Genomic DNA, 18,268 nt, shown 5'->3' with positions numbered 1-18,268 from the left:
TCACGCGCCTGTGCGGAACGGACGCGGCTCACCGACCATGTCCCAGTTCTGGCAGCTCCAGGGCCGGTGTCTCAACCAGAGCTGGGACACGGTTCAGCCAGAAGTGGGACACGGCACCATCAGAAGTGGGACACGGTCGGTGAGCGAACAGGAAACCGAGCGAACAGGAAACCGAGCGAACAGGAAACCGAGCGGACAGGAAGCCCGCTCAGGCTCCTGCGGCGCCCAGGCGGTCCAGGATCCAGGCCAGCTCGAAGGCGCGCTCGCGCCAGGAGTTGTACCGGCCGCTCACGCCGCCGTGGCCGGCCACCATCTCGCACTTGAGCAGGACGTCGTCCGCGCCCGCATCGCGCAGGCGGGACACCCACTTGGCGGGCTCCACGTACAGCACGCGCGTGTCGTTGAGCGAGGTGACGGCGAGGATCGACGGGTACGCGACGCCGTCGCGCACGTTCTCGTAGGGCGTGTACGACTTCATGTACGCGTACACCTCGGGGTCGTGCAGCGGGTCGCCCCACTCGTCCCACTCGATCACGGTGAGGGGGAGGGACGGATCCAGGATCGTCGTCAGCGCGTCCACGAAGGGCACGGAGGCGAGGATGCCGCGGAACAGCTCGGGGGCGAGGTTCGCGACCGCGCCCATCAGCAGGCCCCCGGCGCTGCCGCCCTCCGCGACCATCCGGTCCGGGCTGGTGACGCCGGCGTCCACCAGGTGACGCGCGCACGCGACGAAGTCGGTGAAGGAGTTCGTCTTCTGCCCGAGCTTGCCGTCCTCGTACCACTGCCGGCCCATCTCGCCGCCGCCGCGCACGTGCGCGACCGCGAACACCACGCCGCGGTCCAGCGCCGACAGGCGCATGACCGAGAAGCCCGGGTCGATCGAGTGCTCGTAGGATCCATAGCCGTACAGGTGCACGGCGCGGGGCTCCGCGCCCGGCTCCCCGAAGGAGCGCTTCCACACCAGCGAGACGGGGATGCGGGTGCCGTCGGGGGCGACCGCCCAGTCGCGGCGCTGCCCGTAGTCGGCCGGGTCGTAGCCGCCGAGCACCGGCTGGCGCTTGCGCAGGTGCAGCGTGCGCGTCGCGAGCTCCAGGTCGTAGACCGTCGACGGCGTCACGAACGAGCCGTAGCCCAGCCGCAGGAACGGCGCCGCCCACTCGGGGTTGCCGCCGAAGCCCGCCGAGTACAGCGGCTCATCGAAGCCGAGCTCGTCCAGGGCTCCTGTGGCCGGATCCATCAGCGCGATGCGCTCGAGCCCCTCGAACCGGTACGCGACGACCGTCGTGTCGCGGAACGCATCCACGTCCAGCAGGCGGCGTCCCGGCGTGTGAGGGAGGATCGTGCGGCGCGCGCCCTGGGGGGCGGTCGCGGAGACCGCGACGAGCTCGAAGTCCAGCGCCTCGTCGTTGTGCAGGATGAGCAGCTCGTCGCGGCCGTCCACCACGGCGTGCTCGACCGAGTACTCGACGCCCTCGCGTCGCGGCCACACCACGCGCGGGGGAGCGGTGAGGTCGTCGAGGTCGACGAGGTGCTCCTCGCTCGTGATGCTGGATCCGACGCCGATCACCAGGTAGCGGCGGCTGCGGGTGATCCCCGCGCCGAGCCAGAACCGCTCGTCCGGCTCATGGAACAGCTGCACGTCGTCGGTCACCGGCGTGCCGATCCGGTGCAGCCAGAGCGTGTCGGGGCGCCACGACTCGTCGACGGTCGTGTAGATCACCGCGGCGCCGTCCGGCGTGAAGAACGCTCCGGACGTGCCGGGGATCTCGTCGGGCAGCGTCTCGCCCGTCTGCAGATCGCGCGCATGCACGGTGTACCGCTCGTCGCCCTCGAAGTCGGTCGACCAGAGCAGGCGGGTGGCGTCGTCCGAGACGCCGAACGCGCCCATCGCGAAGAACTCGTGCCCCTCGGCCTCGACATTGCCGTCGAGCAGGATCTGCTCGCCGGGCACCGGGACCGCGGGATCCAGCACGGGCGGCGTCCAGTCGTCGGCGGAGGCGACCGCCGCGCGGCACTGCAGGCCGTACTGGCTGCCCTCGACCGTGCGGCCGTAGTACCACCAGTCCCCGCGGCGCGTCGGCACCGACAGGTCGGACTCCTGCACGCGTCCCTTGATCTCCTGGAACAGGGCCTCCCGGAGGGGCTCGAGGTGCGCGAGACGGGCATCCGTGTACGCGTTCTCCGCCTCGAGGTGCGCGATCACCTCGGGATCCTCCTTGACGCGCAGCCAGTCGTAGGGATCGTCGAAGACGTCGCCGTGGTGGGTGCGGAGGAGCGAGCGGCGGGCCGCGCGCGGCGGAACGGGAGAGGGGGCGGGAGCGGTCTCGGAGACGGAGGTCACGGATCAACGCTAGTCGAGGCCGCGCAGGCGCGGGCCGGTGCCGGTCGCGGGGGCGTCGAGTTGACCGTCCTGGGCCGGGGTGGGAGGATGCAACCGGCCCGTTAACGGATGCTGAATCCTCGGTGAACTCTTCGTTCGTCACTTCCCTCCACTTCACGAAAGCGAACGGTGGAAACCGCAGCCCTCATCGTCGTGCTGGTGATCCTGCTGGCACTCTTCTTCGACTTCACCAACGGGTTCCATGACACGGCGAACGCCATGGCGACCCCGATCGCGACCGGCGCGCTCAAACCGCGGACCGCGGTGATGCTCGCCGCGGGACTGAACCTCGTGGGGGCGTTCCTGTCCACCGAGGTCGCCGCGACGGTCTCCGGCGGGATCATCCAGGAGGATTCCACCACCGCGCATCTCATGCCGTCGCTCATCTTCGCGGGCCTCATCGGGGCGATCACCTGGAACATGCTGACCTGGCTGCTCGGACTGCCGTCCAGCTCCTCGCACGCGCTGTTCGGCGGGCTCATCGGCGCCACGCTGGTCGGTGTCGGGCTCAGCGGCATCAACTTCGGCGTCGTGCTGTCCAAGGTCGTGCTCCCGGCGCTCATCGCGCCCCTCACGGCCGGCCTGATCGCCTATCTCGCCACCAAGCTCGCGTACCTCACCACGCGCCGCTACGACGGCAAGCCCGACGGCCGGAGCGGCTTCCGCTGGGGACAGATCTTCACGTCCTCGCTCGTCGCTCTCGCGCACGGCACGAACGACGCCCAGAAGACCATGGGCGTGATCACGCTCGCGCTGATCTCGGTCGGCTGGCAGGCGCAGGGCGACCACCAGCCGCACATCTACGTGATCGTCGCGTGCGCGTTCACGATCGCGCTGGGCACCTACCTGGGCGGCTGGCGCATCATCCGCACCCTCGGCAAGGGCCTCACCGACGTCAAGCCCGCACAGGGCTTCGCGGCGGAGACCTCCACCGCCGCGACCATCCTCGCCTCCAGCGCCCTCGGCTTCGCGCTGTCCACCACGCAGGTGGCGTCCGGATCCGTGATCGGATCCGGGCTGGGCCGACGGGGCTCGGCCGTGCGCTGGCGCACCGCCGGCCGCATCGCGATCGGCTGGGTGCTCACGCTTCCGGCGGCCGGTCTCGTCGGGGCCGTCGCGGCGTTCATCGTCGTGATCGGCGGCGGATGGGGCGTGCTGATCGACGCGATCCTCGCGCTCGCCGTCATCATCGCCCTGTTCCTGCGCTCGCGTCGCAACGCCGTCACGGCCAACAACGCCTTCAGCGAGGTCGCCGACTCCGGACGCGCCATCGAGGTGCCGGAGGAGCCGCCGCTCACCCCGCGGCAGGCCAGGGCGCAACGCGCCCGGGACCGTGCGAAGGCCAAGGAGAAGGAGGCGGGACGATGACCGTCGTCATCAACTGGGAGGCGTTCTTCCAGGTGCTCGGCGCCGCGCTGGTCGGCACCCTCCTCGTCGTGGGCTTCTACGCGCTCGGACTGCGGTTGCTCGTCCGCGCGGGAAGGGTTCCTGTGGTCACGCCCGCCGAGTTCACCGACGCGATCACCGTGATCAGCGAGAAGGAGGCCAAGCGCGCGGCGAAGGCCGCGGCGAAGGCCGCCCGCAAGAGTCCGCTCACCGACGGGCAGAAGACGCTCGCCCAGATCGCGGCCTACGCGTGCTTCGCGGTCTGCGCCGCGGCGGTGGTGGCAGGCATCCTGCTCATCGTGGTGAAGTAGCGAACCGGGCACGCACGAGGCGCCGTCCGGGAAGGCCGTCGGCGACGCTAGCCTGAGGACCATGACTGTGCAGTTCGGCCGCTACGCCCCGCCCACGCACACCCTGGTCCACGTGAGCGACCCGCACCTGCTGGCCGGGGGAGCAGCCCTCGGCGGTCGCTTCGACGTGGACGCCACCCTGGCGCGCACGCTCGCCGCGATCGAGAGCACGACGGACCGGCCGGACGCGATCGTCGTCACGGGCGACCTCGCCGACCTGGGCGAGCCCGATGCATACCGGCGCCTGCGCTCGGTCGTGGAGCCCGTGTCCGAGCGGCTCGGGACACCCGTGATCTGGGTCGCCGGCAACCACGACGAGCGCCCCGCGATGCGCGAGCACCTGCTCGACGCGCCGCCCGCCGAGGATCCGATCACGGGCGTCTGGGATCTGAACGGACTGCGCGTGATCGCGTTGGATTCCACGGTCCCCGGCTGGCACCACGGCGACATCGACGCGGAGCAGCTCTCCTGGCTGTCCGATCAGCTGCGCACGCCCGCGTCGCACGGAACCCTGCTCGCGATGCACCACCCGCCCGTGCCCAGCCACATCCCGTTCTTCGACATCCTCGAGCTGCGTCATCAGGACGAGCTGGCCGAGGTGCTGCGCGGATCCGACGTCCGTGGAATCCTCGCGGGGCACCTGCACTACTCGCTGCACGCCACGTTCGCCGGCGTCCCGGTCAGCGTCGCGAGCGCCACCTGCTACACGATGGACGTCGCGCGCCCCGCGGACGAGGTGAACGGCATGGACGCGGCGCAGTCGTTCCAGCTCGTGCACGTGCGGCCGGAGACCATCACGCACACCGTGGTGCCCGTGGTCGAGGCGACGCCGGTCGACACGTTCGGCCCGGAGTGGGTGGAGCGGATGGCCCGGCTCACGCCCGAGCAGCGGCTGGAGGCGTTCTCGCGCAAGCCGGGGCGGTGATCCGGGACGGGTAGGATGGGAGCATCCCCCTTCCCTGTTCGCCATCACCCACGAGGATGTGTCCATGGCCGCCGTTGCGCCTGCCACCCGTACCGAAACCGACTCCCTGGGAAGCAAGGAGATCCCTGCCGACGCGTATTGGGGGATCCACACGCTTCGCGCCGCCGAGAACTTCCCGATCACGAAGCGTCCGATCTCCGTCTACCCGGAGCTGATCGAGGCGCTCGCGATGGTCAAGCAGGCCAGCGCACGCGCGAACAAGGAGATCGGCGCCCTCGACGCCGAGAAGGCCGACCTCATCGACGCCGCCGCGCAGAAGGTCATCAACGGCGAGTTCCACGACCAGTTCATCGTCGGCGTCATCCAGGGCGGGGCCGGCACCTCGACCAACATGAACGCGAACGAGGTCATCACCAACATCGCGCTCGAGATGGCGGGCCGCGAGAAGGGCGACTACGCCTTCCTCTCGCCGATCGACCACACCAACCGCAGCCAGTCCACGAACGACGTCTACCCGACGGCGATCAAGATCGGCCTGTCGCTCAACCTGCGCTCTCTGCTCGACGAGCTCGACCTGCTGCGCGTGGCGTTCCTCAACAAGGCGCGCGAGTTCCACGACGTGCTCAAGGTCGGCCGCACGCAGCTGCAGGACGCGGTGCCGATGACCCTCGGCCAGGAGTTCCACGGCTTCGCCTCGACGCTCGGCTACGACCACACGCGGCTCACCGAGAACGCCTGGCTCATGTACGAGATCAACATGGGCGCGACCGCCATCGGCACGGGCATCACGACCCACCCGGCCTACGCCCCGGCCGTGCTGAAGCACCTGCGCGAGATCTCGGGTCTGGATCTCGCGACCGCGAGCGACCTCGTCGAGGCGACCAGCGACACCGGATCCTTCATGTCCTTCTCCTCGTCGCTCAAGCGCAACGCGATGAAGCTCTCCAAGATCTGCAACGACCTGCGTCTGCTCTCCTCGGGCCCGCAGGCCGGTCTCGGCGAGATCAACCTGCCGGCGATGCAGGCCGGTTCCAGCATCATGCCGGGCAAGGTCAACCCGGTGATCCCCGAGGTCGTGAACCAGGTGGCGTTCGCCGTCGCCGGATCCGACATGACGGTGACGATGGCCGCCGAGGCCGGTCAGCTGCAGCTGAACGCCTTCGAGCCCGTCATCGCGCACTCGATCTTCCAGTCCATCACCTGGATGCGCCAGGCGATGTGGACGCTGCGCGTGAACTGCGTCGACGGCATCACGGCCAACCGCGACCGCCTGGGCGCGATGGTCGGATCCTCGGTCGGCGTCATCACGGCGCTCACCCCGTTCATCGGCTACTCGGCCTCGGCCGCGCTCGCCAAGACCGCGCTGCTGACCAACCGCAACGTCGCCGACCTCGTGGTCGAGGCGGGGCTCATGTCCCGCGAGGAGGTCGCCAAGCAGCTGTCGCCGGCGCGCCTGTCGGGACTGGAGACGATCACCGCGGCGATCCCCGTGATCCCGTCGAAGGACGTCGACGCCGGCGCCTGATCCGCACCACGCACGACGGCCCGTCGCTCTCCGGAGCGGCGGGCCGTCCGTCGTTCCTGGAGACGCCTCTTGCGCCGCATCGATCTATGCGCTTAGATCAACGAAGAGCACGAATCTATGCGCTTAGATCTGGCGACAGGACTCTTCAAGGAGGAAGACGTGAAAAGCAGGACAGCTCTGGCCGGCATCGCCGCTCTCGCCGCGATCGGCCTGGTACTCACGGGATGCGGACGGGCGGACGGGGGTTCCTCGGCGCCCGCAGCCTCCGCGGTGCAGCTCGACGACGCACCGGCCACCGGAACGATCACGATGTGGGCGATGGGCGCGGAGGGGGAGGCTCTGCCGGACTTCGTCAAGGCCTTCGAGAAGGCGAACCCCGGGGTCACCGTCAAGGTCACCGCGATCCCGTGGGACGCCGCGCACAACAAGATCCAGACGGCGATCGCGGGCGGCAACACCCCGGACATCGCCATGATGGGCACCACCTGGATGGCAGACTTCGGCGACGCCTTCGGAAGCGTCCCCTCCGGGATCGACACCTCCGGCTTCTTCGACGGGGCGGTGAGCTCGACCAAGGTCGGCGACCGCGCCGCAGGCGTGCCCTGGTACGTCGACACCCGGGTGCTCTACTACCGCACCGACATCGCCGCCAAGGCGGGGTGGACCGCGGCGCCGAAGTCCTGGGACGAGCTGCAGCAGATGGCCGCGGACATGCAGTCCAAGGGCGGGGCGAAGTGGGGCATCCGCATGCCGGCCGGGAACGACTCGTTCCAGGGGGCGCTGTGGATGCCGTGGTCGGCCGGCGCCGAGGTCACCGCGGGCAAGAAGTGGACGCTCGACACTCCCGAGATGACCACGGGGATCGAGTACTACAAGAGCTTCTTCGACAAGAAGCTCTCCGATCCGAACGTCGACACCTCGCCAGGGGCCGTCGAGTCCGAGTTCGTCGCAGGCACGACGCCCATGGTCGTGGAGGGCCCCTTCCTGCGCGGGCAGCTGGCTTCCGTCGGCGGCGCGGACTTCGCGAGCAAGTACGCCACGGCCGTCCTTCCCGCGGACAAGGGATCGGTCTCGTTCAGCGGCGGCGCGAACCTCGTCGTGTTCAACGGCAGCAAGAATGCGGCCTCGGCGTGGAAGCTCGCGCGCTGGCTGTCCCAGCCCGAGGTCCAGGCCGAGTTCTACACCGCGACGGGGGATCTGCCCGCGGCCAAGGCCGCCTGGCAGGAGAAGGCCGTCTCCTCGGACACGAACCTCAAGACCTTCGGCACGCAGCTGGAGACCGCGAAGGCCCCGCCCGTCTCGACGTCCTGGGTGCAGGTGGCGGCGAAGGGAGACCAGGCGCTCGAGTCGATCCGTCGCGGCGGAACCTCGGTCGCGGACGCCCTGAAGACCCTGCAGGCCGACGCCGACACGATCGGGCTGAAGTGAGATGACGGCCACCCTCCTGCCCGCCGCCGGAGCCCGCACGGGCTCCGGCGGCGGGAACGGCCGGCGCGGCGCCGACACGTTCGCCGCCGCCCGTCGCCGGCGCGCCCTCATCGCGTGGGGATTCGCACTGCCCTTCGTGCTCGTCTTCGCGGTGTTCATGGTCGTGCCGATCGTGGGCTCGTTCGCGATGTCGTTCACCGATTTCACCGCCCGCGACATCACCTCGCCGTTCGCCGTCGATGCGGTCGGCATCCAGCAGTACGTCACGCTGTTCAGCGATCCCCGGTTCCTCACCTCCCTCGGCGTCACGGGCGTCTTCGTCGTGGTCGGGATCCCGGTGACGATGATCGTCGCGCTGGCGCTCGCGCTCGCGCTGAACAGCGGCAAGGGGCGGCTGGTGTCGTTCTTCCGGGTCGGGTTCTACGCGCCGGTCGTCACCAGCATCGTCGCGGTCGCCGTGGTCTGGCGCTACATCCTGCAGCCGGACGGCCTGCTCAACACCGCGCTCGCCGCGATCGGCGTCCACGGCCCCAATTGGCTGAACGATCCCGCCTTCGCGCTCCCCTCGCTGATCCTGATGGCGGTGTGGCGCAATGTGGGGACGCTCATGGTGATCTTCCTCGCGGGCCTGCAGGCGGTTCCGGAGGACGTCACGGAGGCGGCGATCATGGACGGCGCCTCTCCCTGGCGGCGGCTCGTCTCCGTCACCCTGCCGCTGCTGCGGCCCACACTGCTCCTCGGCGCCGTGCTCATCTCGGTCGGCTATCTGCAGTTCTTCGAGGAGGCGTTCGTGATGACCAAGGGCGGGCCGCTCGACTCGACGCTGTCGGTCGCCTTCTACACCTATCAGCAGTTCGGCTTCGGCGAGTACGGGCTCGCGTCCGCGGCCAGCTATGTGCTGTTCCTGGTCATCGCACTCGTGAGCCTGCTGCAGTTCCGGCTGCTGCGATCGAAGGACTGACGCCATGACCCTCACACGCTCTGCGCCCCGGACCCGCAGCACCCGCGCGCGACGGCTCAGCGGGAGGGCGACCTCCTACACCGTCCTCACGATCGGCCTGGTGATCTGGCTCATCCCGTTCGTCTGGATGGTCCTCGGATCCGTCAAGACGCAGGGGGAGATCCTGCGCCGGCCGCCGACCTGGTGGCCCGAGGCGCCGACCGCGGCGAACTACGCGCAGTGGTTCGGCCCGCTCGACTTCTGGCACTTCTTCGGCAACAGCCTGGTCGTCGCGCTCGTCACGGTGCTCGGCAACCTCGTGTTCTGCTCGATGGTCGGCTATGCGCTCGCCAAGATGGAGTTCCCGGGCAAGCGCGTGCTGTTCGGCGCCGTCATGATCACGCTCATGGTCCCCGGAGTGGTCACCTTCGTGCCCCTGTTCGTGATGGTCTCGAAGCTCGGACTGGTGAACAGCTATCCGGCCCTGATCCTCCCTTTCGTCACGGCGCCCCTCGGCGTGTTCCTCATGCGCCAGTTCATGACCGGCATCCCGGACGCGCTTCTCGAGGCCGCCCGCCTCGACGGCGCCGGGGAGTGGCGGATCTTCCGCGGCGTCGTGATGCCGCTGTGCGGGCCGCCCCTGGCCACGCTCGGGATCCTCACCTTCCTCGGCTCCTGGAACAACTTCCTGTGGCCGCTCGTCGCGGCGCAGACCGAGGACATGTACACCCTGCCCGTCGCCCTGTCGCTCTACTCCACGGGGCAGAACGCGACCGATTACGGCCTGCTGCTCGCGGGATCCGTGCTCGTGATCGCTCCGATCCTGCTGCTGTTCGTGTTCCTGCAGCGGTGGTTCATCCGGGGCGTCGCCACGACAGGCCTGAAATGACCGCAACGACGAGGAGAGACACACGGATGAGAGCCGAAGACCGCACCACGGAGGAGGGCGTGCGATTCCGCGACCTCAACGGCAACGGGATCATGGATCCGTACGAGGACCCACGTCTCGGCGCGGAGGAGCGCGTCGACGACCTGCTCGCCCGCCTTTCGATCGAGGAGAAGGCGGGGCTGCTCTTCCACACGGTCATCGAGATCGGCGAGGGGGGAGAGCTGCGCGAGGAGCCGGGGGCCATCTCGAAGTCACCGACCTCGCAGGTCGTCCGGGACAAGCACCTCACCCATTTCAACGTGCACGGCATGCGGACGGCACGCGAGGGGGCGCGCTGGAGCAACCTGCTCCAGGAACTCGCCGCGGGCACCCCGCACGGCATCCCCGTGACGATCAGCACGGATCCGCGGCACGCCTTCGTGGAGAACTCCGGGGTCGCGTTCGCGGCAGGCCCGTTCTCGCAGTGGCCGGAGCCTCTGGGGCTCGCGGCCCTCGACGACGTCGAACAGGTGCGGCGGTTCGCCCGGATCGCGGGGCGCGAGTACCGGGCGGTCGGCATCCGGATGGCGCTGCACCCCCAGGTGGATCTGCCGACCGAGGCGCGCTGGGGGCGCCAGGCGCAGACCCTCGGCTACGACGCCGACCGCGTGACCGCGATGACCGGGGCGTATCTCGAGGGCTTCCAGGGGGCGGAGCTCGGCCCCGAGAGCGTCGCGTGCATCACCAAGCACTTCCCTGGTGGCGGGCCGCAGCTCGACGGCGAGGACGCGCACTTCCCCTATGGTCGCGAGCAGGTCTACCCGGGAGGGCGCTTCGAGGAGCACCTGCGGCCGTTCGTCGAGGCGATCCGCCGGAAGACCGCGGGGATCATGCCGTACTACGGCATGCCGGTGGGACTGGTCCGTCACGGGGATCCGATCGAGGAGGTCGGGTTCAGCTACAGCCGGCAGATCGTCACGGGGCTGCTGCGCGAGGAGCTCGGCTACGACGGGGTCGTGCTGAGCGACTGGGAGCTCATCAACGACAACCACGTCGGGGACCAGGTGCTGCCGGCACGAGCCTGGGGCGTGGAGGAGCTCGCGCCGCGGGAGCGGATGCTCCGCCTGCTCGACGCGGGCGTCGATCAGTTCGGCGGGGAGGAGTGCGTCGAGTTGCTCCTGGATCTCGTCGCCAAGGGCGAGGTCTCGGAGGAGCGGATCGACGAGTCGGCGCGGCGGATCCTGCGGGTGAAGTTCCTGCTCGGGCTCTTCGACGATCCGTACGTGGACGAGGATGAGGCCGAGCGGATCGTGGGAGCGGCGGAGTTCCGGGCGGAGGGGGAGCGCGCCCAGGCCGCCTCGGTGACGGTGCTGCAGAACCGCGACCGGACGCTGCCGCTGTTCCAGGGCCAGCGGCCGAGGGTCTACGCCGAGGGCGTCGCGGCGGAGGCGCTCGCCGCCTACGCCGACGCCGCGGCCGCGCCCGAGGACGCGGACGTCGCGCTCGTCCGGATCGGGGCCCCGTTCGAGCCCAGGGACGATCTCTTCCTCGAGGCATGGTTCCACCAGGGCTCGCTCGACTTCCCCCCGGGGCTCGTCGCACGACTGCGCCGGGTGGCCGCGCACTGTCCGCTCGTGATCGTCGTGAACCTCGATCGTCCGGCGATCCTCACCCCCTTCGTCCCGTTCGCCGCCGCAATCGCCGTGGAGTACGGGAGCTCCGACACCGCGGTGCTCGCGGCGCTGTCCGGGCGGATCCCGCCGCGCGGGGTGCTCCCCGTCGACATCCCCCGGTCGATGGACGCGGTACGGGCCGCCTTCGCGGACGTTCCGGACGGAACCGAGGATCCGGTGTTCCGACGCGGCACCGGCCTGACGATCGGCTGAGCGCGCGCTCAGTAGAATCGCTCCGAAAGCGAGGTGCTCATGGCGTCGAGCCGCCCCACCGTCTACGACGTGGCGCAACGCGCCGGTGTGTCGATCGCCACGGTCTCGTTCGCGTTCCGCCGGCCGGAGCGCGTCCGAGAAGACACCCGCCGTGTGGTGCTGGAAGCGGCGAGGGAGATCGGGTACGTGCCGAGCGGATCCGCCCGGAGCCTCGCGCGCGGACGCACCGGGGTGCTCGGCCTGCACCTCTTCGACATGCTCCTCGACGAGGAGCCCGAGGCGTCGCCGTCGGCCCGCGGGGGAGCGCGGGTCGACCTGGACGAGCTCGACCTGGATGCCGAGACCGTGGCCTGGGACGCCGCGGCGGACGAGCGCGAGAGCGATCCGCGCACGTTCCCGCTCTACGTCGACGAGGTGCAGCGCGGCTTCGTGCTGGAATGCAAGCGCAACGGCACCGCGGTCCTGCTCAGCAGCGGCGGCGTGGGCGTCTCCGACCTCGCCGACACGGCGGGACGGGTCGACGGCCTCGCGATCCTGCCCGGGCGCTCCACGACCGCGGCGATCGAAGCCGTGGCCGCGCGCGTGCCGGTGGTGCAGCTGAGCAAGCGCGCAGGGATCGGGCATCGCGTCACCGTGGACAACGCCGGGGGCATGGGGACGATCGTGCGCCACCTGCACGAGACGCACGGCACCCGGACGTTCGGCTGGGTGGGGGCGATCGGGGAGGACGACCTCGACGAGCGGCGCGAGGGGTTCCTCTCCGCCGTCGCGGAGCTCCCCGGCGCGCGCGGAGAGACCCTCGACGACACCGACCTGGAACGGACACCGGCCTATCCGGTGCTGCGCGCGCGCGCCGCCGCCGGAACCCTGCCGGACGCCCTGGTGTGCGGCAGCGATCAGACGGCGCTGCGCGTGATGGACGTCCTCCGCGGGGAAGGGGTGCGCGTTCCCGAGGACGTCCTGGTGACGGGTTTCGACGGCATCCTCGCGGGCAGGATGTCCGCGCCGACCCTCACCACGGTACGTCAGCCGATGGAGCTGATGGGACGCATCGCCGCCCACCTGCTGCTGACGGATCCCGGCGACGGGAGCATGCCGTCGCGCACGGTGCGACTGGCGACGGAGCTCCGCGTCGGAGGCAGCTGCGGTTGCTGAGCCGCCGATGGCCCCGACGCGGGGCGATCGTCAGTCCAGGATCCGGCAGTGCGTCGTGAGCTCGCCGATCCCGTCGATGCCGACCGTGACCGTGGATCGGTCGCGCAGGAAGATCTGCGGATCGCGGGAGTAGCCGGCGCCGCCCGGGCTTCCCGTGGAGATCAACGTTCCCGGGCGCAGCGTGAGCGAGCGCGAGAGGTGGGAGATGAGCGCCGACACCGGCCGCACCATCTGCCCGGTCGAGGCGTCCTGCACCATGTGGCCGTCGACGACGGTCCAGATGTGCAGGTCCTGCGGATCCGCGATCTCGTCCGCGGTCACGACCACCGGGCCGGTGGGGGAGAAGCCGTCGAAGGACTTGCAGCGCGACCACTGCGCCTCGGCGAACTGGATGTCGCGCGCGGTGATGTCGTTGACCACGGTGTAGCCCCAGACGTGATCCAGGGCGTCCTCGGTGGAGACGTCCTTCGCGGCGGCGCCGATGATGACGCCGAGCTCGGCCTCGTAGTCCACGGACTCCGACAGCGCGCGCGGCCAGGACGTGGTCTGCCCGTGTCCGGTCAGGGAATTGGGCCACAGCGTGAAGACCGTGGGGGCGGTGTCGGTCTTGAGCCCGAGCTCGCTCGAATGCGCGGCGTAGTTCAGACCCACCGCCAGCACGACGGGAGGGGCGAGCACGGCGGCGCTGTACGCGAAGCCGTCGAGCGCGTGCACGGGAGCATCGCCGCGGGAGTGCGCGTCGCGGACGGCGCCGAGAAGGACGTCGCCGCCTTCGATGAGCTGCTGGAGGGTGGCAGGGGCCGGATCCACGAGATCGGCGACGAGCGTCGCGCCGGAGCCGTCGATGACGGCGAGCGCGGGAGTGTCGGATTCGGGACGGCGCAGATGAGCGAACCGCATGCCTACCACGCTACCGGGCGCACCTGCTGCCCAGCCGCGGACAGCCTCTAGGCTTTGGGCATGAGCTTTGGAGGACACGGCGATCCCGCCGAGCAGCGCCCGGCCTCTCGCGCGCCGCATCCCGCGCCGTCTCCGTATCAGCCGCCCGCGGCCGCGCAGCCTTCGTACGGGCAGGCCCAGTACCCGCAGCCCCAGTACGCACAGCCCCAGTACGCACAGCAGCCGCAGTACGTCCAGCCGCAGAGCTACCCGCAGACGGCCTCGACGCCGATCGCGCCGGTCTACGGCTCGGTGCTCGCGCAGCGTCCCGAGCACCACGGCGCCGTCGCCTATGACGCGTACACGCCTCCTGCCCCCGTGCAGGCGGTGCCGGCCCTGCCCGTTCCTTCTGCGAAGGGACGGCACGCCTCGGTGTGGGCGTTCGGCGCGCTCGGATTCGTGCTGCTCGGCCTCATCGCCTACTTCGTGTGGGCGCTCGGACCCGCCGCGTCCATGATCGGCATGGTGCTCGCGCTGGTCCCCCTGACGATCGTGTTCTTCGGCGTCTTCTTCATCGACCGCTGGGAGCCGGAGCCGAAGTCCCTGGTCGCCTTCGCGATCGCGTGGGGCGCGATCGCATCCGTCGGGCTCGCGCTCGTGGTCGACCTGCTGCTGACGCTGCTGCTCGGGCAGCGCAACGACGATCTGACCGCCGTGCTCCAGGCGCCCCTGGTCGAGGAGACGGCCAAGGGCCTCGGGGTCTTCCTGATCTTCCTGATGGCGCGTCGCAGCTTCGACGGCCCGATCGACGGCGTCGTCTACGGTGCGCTGGTCGGCGCGGGCTTCGCCTTCACCGAGAACATCCAGTACTTCGCGGTCAGTCTCATCGAGGGCGGGGCGCCCGATCTGACCGTGACGTTCGTGCTGCGCGGGCTCATGTCGCCCTTCGCCCACGCGATGTTCACCTCCGTGACCGGCTTCGCGATCGGGCTCGCGGCGCGTCGCGGCGCCTCCGCAGCCCGTGCGCTGGGCTTCGGCGCGGTGGGACTCCTCGGCGCGATGGCTCTGCACGCGCTGTGGAACGGATCCTCGATGATCGGCAACTTCTTCGTGCTGTACATCGTGCTGCAGGTGCCGCTGTTCGTCGGCTTCATCGTGGTCATCATTCTGTTGCGCAAGGAGGAGGCCCGGCTCACCTACGCCAGGCTCAGCGACTACGCGACGGCCGGCTGGTTCACACCGCAGGAGGTGTCGATGCTCGCGACTCCCGCGGGGCGCCGCGTCGGCCTGCGCTGGGCATCGGGGTTGCGCGGCGACCGCCGCCCCATCATGCGCCGGTTCATCAAGGACGCGACGACGCTCGCATCCGTACGCCAGCGCATCATCACCGGACGGGATCCGCTCGCGACGCAGGACGAGCAGGTCCTGCTGCAGCGCACCCACGCGGCGCGCGACGAGCTGCTCTCGATCTGAGCGGCGCGGATCCGATCAGAGGTCGCTGAAATCATCGCCGGGCGTCACAATATGCCTCACCGCCCCGTCGACGATCTCATGCTCGACATAGACGGACCCGGTCTGACCTGGTGAGACGAGAGAGGTCGTGCCGGGCCGGTCCGTGCGCTCGGACGTGAGGATCTCGTGCAGAGATCCTGCGGGGTCGGTGAAGGTGACTGTCGGGGTCGCTCCGGCGGCGACCGCCGCGTCCCGGCTCATTCCGACGGAGATGCCGGAGGCACTGCGCAACGCTACGCCACCGGACGCCGCGGAGGAGATGATGATCCTTGTCCCGCTGGAGCCGTCGGGGACCCTCACGAGCACGCCGTCCCACTTGGTCAGTGTGTACCCCGGGGCATCGCTGTGATGCTCCTGCGATGTCGGCGCCCCGAGCGCCTTCGTCATCAGCGTGACGACGGCCGCGGGGTCCGCCAGCTTCGCGCCGCCGGTCTCTGAGCCGGATGCGTCGAAGGCGGTGATGTGATCCAAGGAGATGGCGAGGGCCGCCGTCTCGGCGGGGACCGAGGTGCTCGGCGTCGGTGGCGTCGCCGCCTCCGCAGGAGCCGTTGCAGTGGGACTCGTCATTGGCGTCGACGTTGACGTGGACGGGGTGGTCGCGGCACAGGCAGCCAGAGTCAGAGCGAGAACGACGAGTGCCGAGGCGCGGATGATTCGCATGGGACGAATGTAGAAGAGCGTGCGCCTCGCGGACGAGAGCCTGGAGTAACGGCTGGGTATCGGATTCGTGAGCCACTTGCTCTGGAGCGCGATGCGCCGGTCGCTGACAGACTCAGCGCCCGGTGCTGCGGCGATGCCTGCAAGTCCTCCGGGCGCTGAGTTGATCTGAAAACAGGTTGCACCCGTGGCGCGGTGATGTCAAGGATCGGGCGCGGCGCATCTTCGTCTCCCGGCCGCCTCCGCGGAGGCTGTTCGCCGTCGGCGCAGTGCCCCGCGTTGACCGGGTCGGACCGCGTCGGGTTGGATGGAGGCATGACTGAGCGCACCAAGCCCGAGTTCGACGCCCCCACCGGACCCGCCCCCACGGAGCTCGTGATCCGCGACATCATCGAGGGAACCGGTGACGAGGCGAAGCCCGGCGACACCGTGACCGTGCACTACGCCGGTGTCGAGCACGACTCCGGCGAGGAGTTCGACTCCTCCTGGGGTCGCGGGGAGACCATCCAGTTCCCGCTGCGCGGCCTGATCCAGGGCTGGCAGGAGGGCATCCCCGGCATGAAGGTGGGTGGACGCCGCGAACTGGTGATCCCGCCGCACCTCGCCTACGGACCCGCCGGATCCGGTCACTTCCTCGGAGGCAAGACCCTCATCTTCATCATCGACCTCGTCGCCGTCGGCTGACGATCGTGCATCGCGAAGGCCCCGTCTCCGGACGGGGCCTTCGTCGTGCCGGAGGGGATCTCGGAAAAAGTTCGCCGAATCGGGAATGCATTCAAGTGAATGTAAGTTGGACCCTGATGTCACCGCATCGGCGGCGACCGCAGACCTTCCGACGAGGAGCACCCATGAGCATCGACATCCCCGGCTACCGCAGCGGCACCTGGACCCTGGACCCCGCCCACAGCGAGGTCACCTTCAGCGTCCGTCACATGATGATCTCGAAGGTGCGCGGCACCTTCGGTGTCAAGAGCGCGACCCTGATCGCCCCGGAGAACCCGCTCGAGGCGCGCGTCGAGGCGAGCGTCGACGTCACCTCGCTCGACACCGGCGACGCCGGCCGCAACGGCCACCTGATGTCGGCCGACTTCTTCGACGTCGAGAAGTACCCGACCATGGACTTCGCCTCGACCGGCGCCCGCGTCGAGGGCGGCGACCTGTTCGTCGACGGCGACCTCACGATCCACGGCGTCACCAAGCCGGTGACCTTCGAACTGGACTTCGGCGGCTTCGGCTCGGACCCCTACGGCAACTACAAGGCCGGCGCCTCCGCGAAGGCCGTCATCAACCGCGAGGACTTCGGCCTCACCTGGAACGCGGCGCTGGAGACCGGTGGCGTGCTCGTCGGCAAGGACGTCACGATCACGCTCGACCTGCAGGGCGCTCTGCAGGCGTAACCCACGCATCGTCCCTGGAGGGCGGGTGTCGCGCGCAGCGACCCCGCCCTCTCGTCGTCGAAAGGCCGTCAGCGCGACGGCTGATCGAGAAGCCGGGATCCGACCGCGCGCAACGACACCGCGGCCCAGGTGCGGAACGGGCGCCAAGCCTCGGCGATCCGCTCCAGCTCGGCATCGTCGGGAGTGTGATCGAGGCCGTAGAGGGCCTGCACGGCGGCGCGCGTGTGGTCCTCCTGCGTCGACAGCACGTCGGCGAGCCCGCAGGCCCTGATGACGATGAGCGCGCTGTAGAAGGGGCCGATGCCGGGCAGGCGCTGGACGTCGAGCATGGCCTCGGCGGGTGTCATCGCGGCCAGCCGCCCGACGTCGAGCTGCCCGTCCAGCGCTGCACGGGCGATCGCGTGCAGCCTCGGGATCCGGTCGGCGGGGAGACCGGGGAGATCCTCGATCCCGAGCAGCTGCTCGGGCAGCGGGAGTGCGGCCTCGGGCCGTCCTGCGAGCGCGAACAGGGCGCCGTGCTGTTCGGACAGGCGCCGGCGCAGGGCGATGCCCTGCTGCCGTGCGCGACGGGCCGACAGCACGGCCCACACCGCCGCCTCGTACGGGCTGTAGAAGTTCGAGGGGCGGAAGCCCGGCGCGGCCGCGTGCACGCGGGCGAGCACCGGATCCGCGGCGCAGATCGCCGCCCAGGCTTCGCCGTCGTGGTCGGCGGAGATCACGCGCGCCACCTGTGCCGCGATCGCGCCGAGATCCCCTTCCCCGTGCACGGCCACGGCGAGCGCGCCGTCGAGCTGTCGTACCTCGACGCCGACCTGGGAATCGAGCGCGTCGGTGCAGAACGCCAGCCGCATGACGCCGTCGAAGGAGGACTCGTCGCGATGGCCGAATCCCATGAGCGCGACCTCTCGGAGGTCGTAGGGCCCGGTGAGGGGCAGCGTCGTGGTGCGGATGGAAGTGCTCATGCCGCCAGTCTGCGCGGG

16 protein-coding genes are annotated in these 18,268 nt (G+C 70.0%); 12 read left to right on the top strand and 4 right to left on the bottom strand.

What is annotated here, in order from left to right:
• Positions 1–208: 208 nt before the first annotated feature.
• Positions 209–2,341: a S9 family peptidase gene (locus ACIPY5_RS04085; protein ID WP_400967002.1), complete on the bottom strand. Its 2,133-nt coding sequence runs from the start codon at positions 2,339–2,341 to the stop codon at positions 209–211.
• A 168-nt stretch (positions 2,342–2,509) separates the two neighbouring features.
• On the opposite strand from ACIPY5_RS04085, the gene ACIPY5_RS04080 reads away from it, so the two are divergent.
• From ACIPY5_RS04080 to ACIPY5_RS04040, 9 genes are all read left to right on the top strand, one after another.
• Positions 2,510–3,748, top strand: coding sequence for an anion permease (locus tag ACIPY5_RS04080; RefSeq protein WP_400966999.1), 1,239 nt, complete (start codon positions 2,510–2,512; stop codon positions 3,746–3,748).
• The gene (locus ACIPY5_RS04075) at positions 3,745–4,077 is read left to right on the top strand and encodes a peptidase (protein WP_400966996.1); all 333 of its coding nucleotides are present in this window, start codon (positions 3,745–3,747) and stop codon (positions 4,075–4,077) included. Before ACIPY5_RS04080 ends, ACIPY5_RS04075 begins: the two co-directional genes overlap by 4 nt.
• A gap of 61 nt (positions 4,078–4,138) precedes the next feature.
• Positions 4,139–5,041 (top strand): metallophosphoesterase, encoded by a 903-nt coding sequence (locus tag ACIPY5_RS04070; protein ID WP_400966993.1) that lies wholly within the window; start codon positions 4,139–4,141, stop codon positions 5,039–5,041.
• Between the two features lie 64 nt (positions 5,042–5,105).
• Positions 5,106–6,566 (top strand): aspartate ammonia-lyase, encoded by a 1,461-nt coding sequence (locus ACIPY5_RS04065; protein WP_309340663.1) that lies wholly within the window; start codon positions 5,106–5,108, stop codon positions 6,564–6,566.
• Between the two features lie 159 nt (positions 6,567–6,725).
• The gene (locus tag ACIPY5_RS04060; protein WP_400966989.1) at positions 6,726–7,994 is read left to right on the top strand and encodes an extracellular solute-binding protein; all 1,269 of its coding nucleotides are present in this window, start codon (positions 6,726–6,728) and stop codon (positions 7,992–7,994) included.
• A 1-nt stretch (position 7,995) separates the two neighbouring features.
• Complete coding sequence (locus tag ACIPY5_RS04055; protein WP_400966986.1) at positions 7,996–8,955, top strand: carbohydrate ABC transporter permease; 960 nt, start codon at positions 7,996–7,998, stop codon at positions 8,953–8,955.
• 4 nt (positions 8,956–8,959) lie between these two features.
• On the top strand, positions 8,960–9,823 hold the full coding sequence (locus ACIPY5_RS04050; protein WP_309340658.1) for a carbohydrate ABC transporter permease: 864 nt from the start codon (positions 8,960–8,962) through the stop codon (positions 9,821–9,823).
• 26 nt (positions 9,824–9,849) lie between these two features.
• On the top strand, positions 9,850–11,688 hold the full coding sequence (locus ACIPY5_RS04045; protein WP_400966982.1) for a glycoside hydrolase family 3 protein: 1,839 nt from the start codon (positions 9,850–9,852) through the stop codon (positions 11,686–11,688).
• 39 nt (positions 11,689–11,727) lie between these two features.
• Positions 11,728–12,843, top strand: coding sequence for a LacI family DNA-binding transcriptional regulator (locus ACIPY5_RS04040; protein WP_400966979.1), 1,116 nt, complete (start codon positions 11,728–11,730; stop codon positions 12,841–12,843).
• Between the two features lie 30 nt (positions 12,844–12,873).
• Here ACIPY5_RS04040 and ACIPY5_RS04035 read toward each other — a convergent pair whose 3' ends face one another.
• The gene (locus ACIPY5_RS04035; protein ID WP_400966976.1) at positions 12,874–13,743 is read right to left on the bottom strand and encodes a fumarylacetoacetate hydrolase family protein; all 870 of its coding nucleotides are present in this window, start codon (positions 13,741–13,743) and stop codon (positions 12,874–12,876) included.
• 60 nt (positions 13,744–13,803) lie between these two features.
• On the opposite strand from ACIPY5_RS04035, the gene ACIPY5_RS04030 reads away from it, so the two are divergent.
• Complete coding sequence (locus ACIPY5_RS04030; protein ID WP_400966973.1) at positions 13,804–15,195, top strand: PrsW family glutamic-type intramembrane protease; 1,392 nt, start codon at positions 13,804–13,806, stop codon at positions 15,193–15,195.
• A gap of 15 nt (positions 15,196–15,210) precedes the next feature.
• On the opposite strand, the gene ACIPY5_RS04025 is transcribed toward ACIPY5_RS04030, so the two are convergent.
• On the bottom strand, positions 15,211–15,801 hold the full coding sequence (locus tag ACIPY5_RS04025) for a hypothetical protein (protein ID WP_400966970.1): 591 nt from the start codon (positions 15,799–15,801) through the stop codon (positions 15,211–15,213).
• Between the two features lie 405 nt (positions 15,802–16,206).
• Here ACIPY5_RS04025 and ACIPY5_RS04020 point away from each other — a divergent pair, with 405 nt between their 5' ends.
• Together ACIPY5_RS04020 and ACIPY5_RS04015 are read left to right on the top strand one after the other, a co-directional pair.
• Positions 16,207–16,575, top strand: coding sequence for an FKBP-type peptidyl-prolyl cis-trans isomerase (locus ACIPY5_RS04020; protein WP_045273819.1), 369 nt, complete (start codon positions 16,207–16,209; stop codon positions 16,573–16,575).
• A gap of 164 nt (positions 16,576–16,739) precedes the next feature.
• Complete coding sequence (locus tag ACIPY5_RS04015; RefSeq protein ID WP_309340650.1) at positions 16,740–17,288, top strand: YceI family protein; 549 nt, start codon at positions 16,740–16,742, stop codon at positions 17,286–17,288.
• 68 nt (positions 17,289–17,356) lie between these two features.
• Here the strand turns inward: ACIPY5_RS04015 and ACIPY5_RS04010 are convergent, their stop codons facing one another.
• Positions 17,357–18,250, bottom strand: a complete 894-nt coding sequence (locus ACIPY5_RS04010) for a DNA-3-methyladenine glycosylase family protein (protein ID WP_400966966.1) — start codon at positions 18,248–18,250, stop codon at positions 17,357–17,359.
• Positions 18,251–18,268: the final 18 nt, after the last annotated feature.

It is taken from the genome of Microbacterium sp. NPDC089698, from assembly GCF_044749045.1.
Lineage (GTDB): Bacteria > Actinomycetota > Actinomycetes > Actinomycetales > Microbacteriaceae > Microbacterium.
Note: the sequence above shows the minus strand (reverse complement) of the source record. Positions and strands in the feature narration are given on the sequence as shown.

Coding starts and splice junctions, on each gene's coding strand:
- ACIPY5_RS04075 (WP_400966996.1), top strand. CDS start 3,745: ATGACCGTCGTCATCAACTGGGAGGCGTTCTTCCAGGTGCTCGGCGCC.
- ACIPY5_RS04070 (WP_400966993.1), top strand. CDS start 4,139: ATGACTGTGCAGTTCGGCCGCTACGCCCCGCCCACGCACACCCTGGTC.
- ACIPY5_RS04065 (WP_309340663.1), top strand. CDS start 5,106: ATGGCCGCCGTTGCGCCTGCCACCCGTACCGAAACCGACTCCCTGGGA.
- ACIPY5_RS04055 (WP_400966986.1), top strand. CDS start 7,996: ATGACGGCCACCCTCCTGCCCGCCGCCGGAGCCCGCACGGGCTCCGGC.
- ACIPY5_RS04050 (WP_309340658.1), top strand. CDS start 8,960: ATGACCCTCACACGCTCTGCGCCCCGGACCCGCAGCACCCGCGCGCGA.
- ACIPY5_RS04045 (WP_400966982.1), top strand. CDS start 9,850: ATGAGAGCCGAAGACCGCACCACGGAGGAGGGCGTGCGATTCCGCGAC.
- ACIPY5_RS04040 (WP_400966979.1), top strand. CDS start 11,728: ATGGCGTCGAGCCGCCCCACCGTCTACGACGTGGCGCAACGCGCCGGT.
- ACIPY5_RS04035 (WP_400966976.1), bottom strand. CDS start 13,743: ATGCGGTTCGCTCATCTGCGCCGTCCCGAATCCGACACTCCCGCGCTC.
- ACIPY5_RS04030 (WP_400966973.1), top strand. CDS start 13,804: ATGAGCTTTGGAGGACACGGCGATCCCGCCGAGCAGCGCCCGGCCTCT.
- ACIPY5_RS04025 (WP_400966970.1), bottom strand. CDS start 15,801: ATGACGAGTCCCACTGCAACGGCTCCTGCGGAGGCGGCGACGCCACCG.
- ACIPY5_RS04020 (WP_045273819.1), top strand. CDS start 16,207: ATGACTGAGCGCACCAAGCCCGAGTTCGACGCCCCCACCGGACCCGCC.
- ACIPY5_RS04015 (WP_309340650.1), top strand. CDS start 16,740: ATGAGCATCGACATCCCCGGCTACCGCAGCGGCACCTGGACCCTGGAC.
- ACIPY5_RS04010 (WP_400966966.1), bottom strand. CDS start 18,250: ATGAGCACTTCCATCCGCACCACGACGCTGCCCCTCACCGGGCCCTAC.